The sequence below is a fragment of the Streptomyces phytophilus genome, assembly GCF_013870535.1.
Classification (GTDB): domain Bacteria; phylum Actinomycetota; class Actinomycetes; order Streptomycetales; family Streptomycetaceae; genus Streptomyces; species Streptomyces phytophilus.
The window spans coordinates 1-5201 of record NZ_JACBXC010000349.1 but is presented as its reverse complement, the minus strand read 5'-3'; the positions used below and the strand labels follow the sequence as shown (position 1 = coordinate 5201).

Genomic DNA, 5201 nt, shown 5'->3' with positions numbered 1-5201 from the left:
GCGGGGCCTTCGGTTACAGCTTGTGCACCGCACCCGCGTGGCGAACGCAGGCCGCGTGCGGCGCGGAGTCTTCTCGTGCCCGACCGGAGCGGAGTGAGAGGGCTTCGCCCGGCGGTCCGGCGGAGGGCCCTGCGGGCCCCCGGGATCAGCCCTGGAGGGCCTGGACGCGCTTGGCCAGCGCGGCCTTCTTGTTGGCCGCCTGGTTCTTGTGGATGACGCCCTTGCTGACGGCCTTGTCCAGCTTGCGCGCGGCGGCGCGCTGCGCCTCCCCGGCCTTCTCGGCGTCCCCGGCCTCGACGGCCTCACGGGTACGGCGGATCGCGGTGCGCAGCTCCGACTTCACGGCCTTGTTGCGCAGCCGGGCCTTCTCGTTGGTCTTGATCCGCTTGATCTGGGACTTGATGTTCGCCACGTAGCTGCCTCTTGAAGATGTTCGAAGATCGTCCTTGGGGACCTGAACTGCCGGACCTCACCGGGTCCAGACACAGTGGGTCAGGCTACCAGCAGCCAGGACGGCCGCCCAAACCGTCCCCGGCCCCGCGCGCATGGGACCATGGGGGCGACGAGTGCAGACACGCCCCTCCCTCCCGACAGGACCCCTAGGTGCCCGCGACCGAAACCACCGTGCCGCAGCCCAGCCGTACCGAGCCCGCGCTGATCCGCAACTTCTGCATCATCGCGCACATCGACCACGGCAAGTCGACGCTGGCCGACCGGATGCTCCAGATCACCGGAGTCGTCGACAACCGCCAGATGCGCGAGCAGTACCTCGACCGCATGGACATCGAGCGCGAGCGCGGCATCACGATCAAGTCCCAGGCCGTGCGCATGCCGTGGTCGCCCTCGGAGGGCGGGACCAGCGGCACGGCGCACATCCTCAACATGATCGACACCCCCGGGCACGTCGACTTCACGTACGAGGTCTCCCGCTCCCTCGCCGCCTGCGAGGGCTGCGTGCTGCTGGTGGACGCCGCCCAGGGCATCGAGGCGCAGACCCTCGCGAACCTCTACCTCGCGATGGAGAACGACCTCACGATCATCCCGGTGCTGAACAAGATCGACCTGCCCGCCGCGCAGCCGGAGAAGTTCGCCGCCGAGCTGGCGGGGCTCATCGGCTGCGACCCCGCCGACGTGCTGCGGGTCTCGGCGAAGACCGGCGAGGGCGTCGAGCAGCTGCTCGACGAGGTGGTCCGGCAGGTGCCGGCGCCGGTGGGCGTCGAGGACGCCCCCGCCCGCGCGATGATCTTCGACTCGGTCTACGACTCGTACCGCGGCGTGGTGACGTACGTGAAGGTCGTCGACGGCACGCTCGGCAGGCGCGAGCGGATCAGGATGATGTCGACCGGCGCCCACCACGAGCTGCTGGAGATCGGCACGAACTCGCCCGAGATGACCCCGGCCGACGGCCTGTCCGTCGGCGAGGTCGGCTATCTGATCACCGGCGTCAAGGACGTCCGCCAGTCCAAGGTCGGCGACACCGTCACCCGCCTCAGCAAGGGCGCCACCGAGCCGCTCGGCGGCTACAAGGACCCCAAGCCGATGGTGTTCTCCGGGCTCTACCCGGTCGATGGCTCCGACTACCCCGAGCTGCGCGACGCGCTGGACAAGCTCCAGCTCAACGACGCCGCGCTGGTCTACGAGCCGGAGACCTCGGCGGCGCTCGGCTTCGGCTTCCGCGTCGGCTTCCTCGGCCTGCTGCACCTGGAGGTGATCCGGGAGCGGCTGGAGCGCGAGTTCAACCTCGACCTGATCGCCACCGCCCCCAACGTGATCTACCGCGTCGTGCTGGAGGACCGCACCGAGCACGTCGTCACCAACCCCAGCGAGTTCCCGGTCGGCAAGATCGAGGAGGTCTACGAGCCGGTCGTACGGGCGACGGTCCTCACGCCCACCGAGTACATCGGCGCGGTCATGGAGCTGTGCCAGAACCGCCGCGGCACGCTGCTCGGCATGGACTACCTCTCCGAGGAGCGCGTCGAGATCCGCTACACGCTGCCGCTCGCCGAGGTCGTCTTCGACTTCTTCGACCAGCTCAAGTCCAAGACCCGCGGCTACGCCTCCCTCGACTACGAGCCCACCGGCGAGCAGAGCAGCCAGCTCGTCAAGGTCGACATCCTGCTGCACGGCGACAAGGTCGACGCCTTCTCCGCGATCACGCACAAGGACAAGGCGTACGCCTACGGCGTACGGCTCGTCGCCAAGCTGAAGGAGCTGATCCCGCGGCAGGCGTTCGAGGTCCCCGTGCAGGCGGCGATCGGCTCGCGGGTCATCGCCCGCGAGACCATCCGCGCCATCCGCAAGGACGTCCTCGCCAAGTGCTACGGCGGTGACATCTCCCGCAAGCGGAAGCTGCTGGAGAAGCAGAAGGAGGGCAAGAAGCGGATGAAGATGGTCGGCAGCGTGGAGGTGCCGCAGGACGCGTTCATCGCCGTGCTGTCCTCGGACGAGGGCGACAGCAAGGCGAAGAAGTAGCCGGCGGCGAACCAGCCGCGGCGGGCGCCCGCGGGGGCGGGCGGAAAGCGGAACCGTACGGACCGGGCCGGCGCGGGAGTCACCCGCCGGCCCGGCTTCGAGACCTATCCGACGCCTTGCAGACCCTTACGTCGCTCGCAGTCACCCTCTAATCTGCTGGTTACTCGCCAGTTACCAGCGAAGAGCAGCGGCCGGAGGATGCAGTGACCGAGACCGAAACCCAGACGAAGCTGGACAGCCGCCCGCCGTCCGTCGCCACGCTCTTCCTCGACCGCGTCGAGTCCACCCCCGACCGGGAGGCGTTCCAGTACCCGGTGCCGGCCGCCGGCGGCTCCGGCGAGGGCGACGAGTGGCGGTCGCTGACCTGGGCGCAGTCCGCCGAGCGGGTCTTCGCGATCGCCGCCGGGCTGCTCGACCTCGGCCTGCAGTCCGAGGAGCGGGTCGCCGTCGCGTGCAACACCCGGCTGGAGTGGATCCTCACCGACCTCGGCATCCTCTGCGCCGGCGGGGCCAACACGACCGTCTACCCGAGCACCAACGCCGAGGAGACCGCGTACATCCTGGCCGACTCCGGCAGCCGCGTGCTCGTCGCCGAGGACGCCGCCCAGCTCGCCAAGGTGCGCGAGATGCGGGCGGGGCTGCCGGACCTGGCGCACGTCGTCGTGGTCGAGGCCGCGGACGCCGTCGCCACGGAGGACGACCCGGACGGCTGGGTGCTCTCGCTGGCCGAGCTGGAGCGCCGCGGCGCCGAGTACCTGGAGAAGCACCCCGAGGCCGTACGGGAGCACATCGGGGCCCTGCGCCCCGACCAGCTCGCCACCCTCATCTACACCTCCGGCACCACCGGCCGGCCCAAGGGCGTCCGGCTGGCGCACGACTCCTGGTCGTACATGGGCTACGCCATCGAGGGCATCGAGCTGGTCATGCCCGACGACGTGCAGTACCTGTGGCTGCCGCTCGCGCACGTCTTCGGCAAGGTGCTCACCGCCGGGCACATCAAGGTCGGGCACGTGATGGCCGTCGACGGCCGGATCGACAAGATCATCGAGAACCTGCCGGTCGTCCGGCCCACCCAGATGTGCGGCGTCCCGCGGATCTTCGAGAAGGTATACAACGGCGTGGCCGCCAAGGCGAAGGCCGGCGGCGGCGCCAAGTACAAGATCTTCCTGTGGGCCGCCGAGGTCGCCCGCGAGTACGCGCGCGTCACCCAGGACAACCACCGCCGCACCGGCAAGCGCACCGCGCCCGTCGGCCTGACCACCAAACACGCCCTCGCCGACAAGCTGGTCTACGGCAAGTTCCGCGCCGCCTTCGGCGGCCGGATGCGCGGCATGGTCTCCGGCTCCGCCGCCCTCGCCCCCGAAATCGGCTACTTCTTCGACGGTGCCGGCGTGCCGATCCTGGAGGGCTACGGCCTCACCGAGTCCGCCGCCGCCAGCTTCTGCAACCGCATGGAGACCTACCGCACCGGCACCGTCGGCAAGCCGCTGCCCGGCTGCGAGGTGCGCATCGCCGACGACGGCGAGATCCTGCTGCGCGGCCCCGGCATCATGCAGGGCTACCACGGCCTGCCGGAGAAGAGCGCCGAGGTGCTGGAGGACGACGGCTGGTTCCACACCGGCGACATCGGCGAGCTGTCCGACGACGGCTTCCTGCGCATCACCGACCGCAAGAAGGACCTGATCAAGACCTCCGGCGGCAAGTACATCGCGCCGAGCGAGGTCGAGGGCCAGTTCAAGGCCGTGTGCCCGTACGTCGGCTCGATACTCGTCATCGGCGCCGACCGCAACTTCTGCACCGCGCTGATCTCCCTCGACGAGGCGGCGCTCGCCGGCTGGGCGAAGGAGAACGGCCTGGAGGACCGGCCGTACGCGGAGCTGGTCGCGTCGGCGGAGGCGCGCGAGCTGGTCGAGGGCTACGTCAAGCAGCTCAACGAGCGGCTGCAGCGCTGGCAGATGATCAAGAAGTTCCGGATCCTGCCGCGGGACCTCGACGTGGAGCACGGGGAGCTGACGCCGAGCCTGAAGCTCAAGCGGCCGGTGGTGGAGAAGGAGTACAAGGACCTCATCGAGGACATGTACGCGGGCGCCAGGGAAGCCTGAGGCGCGGGTCCTCCCGGCGGCGCCCGCGCGGCCGGAAGTCCCCTGTGCCGGTGGCCGCTTGCGGCCCCGTCCGCGGGCGTGCGCCCGCTGTCGGCCACGGGGTGCGGGAAGGGCGTTCAGGGGTGTGCGGGCGGCGTGGGCGCCGCCGGTCACGCCCCTCGTGCGGGCGACGCGCGTGATCGCGTTGACGGCGGGTGCGGGGCCCGCGGCGGGGTCGTTCGGGGGGCCCAGCGGCGCGCGCCGAGGTCTCGTACGCACCCGTGTCCACCGCGGTGAGCTGTGCTTTCGCCGCTGCGGCGGCCCACGGCCCGCGCCGCTCGCCACCGGCGGGCAGGGCCGGGCGGGGGTGGCCGGAGGGGGTAATCCCGGCGGTGCGGCGGAGGTCGGATGGGCCATATCCGGTCACCAGTTGTGTCACTTGGTGCATCTGGGCGGGCTCAGTCTGTCACTCTGGCTGCGTGGGGAACGCCCGTATGCCGGGAATGGGCCGGGAGAGGACAGTGGGGACGACCTTCGCAGTGCAGTCCGTACGTCGATCCACCGTGGTGTCGATCGTGCGCAGAGAGCCCGCGGAGCCGGACGGCGGGGACAGTGGGGACGACGGCGGCCGCACGGAAGGCGCCGGCG

3 protein-coding genes are annotated in these 5201 nt (G+C 70.6%); 2 read left to right on the top strand and 1 reads right to left on the bottom strand.

Annotation, left to right across the window (positions count from 1 at the left end):
• Positions 1-145: 145 nt before the first annotated feature.
• The gene (rpsT, locus tag H5J30_RS36770) at positions 146-412 is read right to left on the bottom strand and encodes a 30S ribosomal protein S20 (RefSeq protein ID WP_181788217.1); all 267 of its coding nucleotides are present in this window, start codon (positions 410-412) and stop codon (positions 146-148) included.
• A 191-nt stretch (positions 413-603) separates the two neighbouring features.
• Between rpsT and lepA the strand changes: the two genes are divergently transcribed.
• Both lepA and H5J30_RS16650 read left to right on the top strand, forming a co-directional pair.
• Positions 604-2472: a translation elongation factor 4 gene (lepA, locus tag H5J30_RS16655; RefSeq protein ID WP_181788216.1), complete on the top strand. Its 1869-nt coding sequence runs from the start codon at positions 604-606 to the stop codon at positions 2470-2472.
• Positions 2473-2675: 203 nt separating this feature from the next.
• Entirely contained in the window at positions 2676-4574 is a 1899-nt protein-coding gene (locus H5J30_RS16650) for an AMP-dependent synthetase/ligase (protein ID WP_181788215.1), read from the top strand.
• Positions 4575-5201 lie beyond the last annotated feature (627 nt).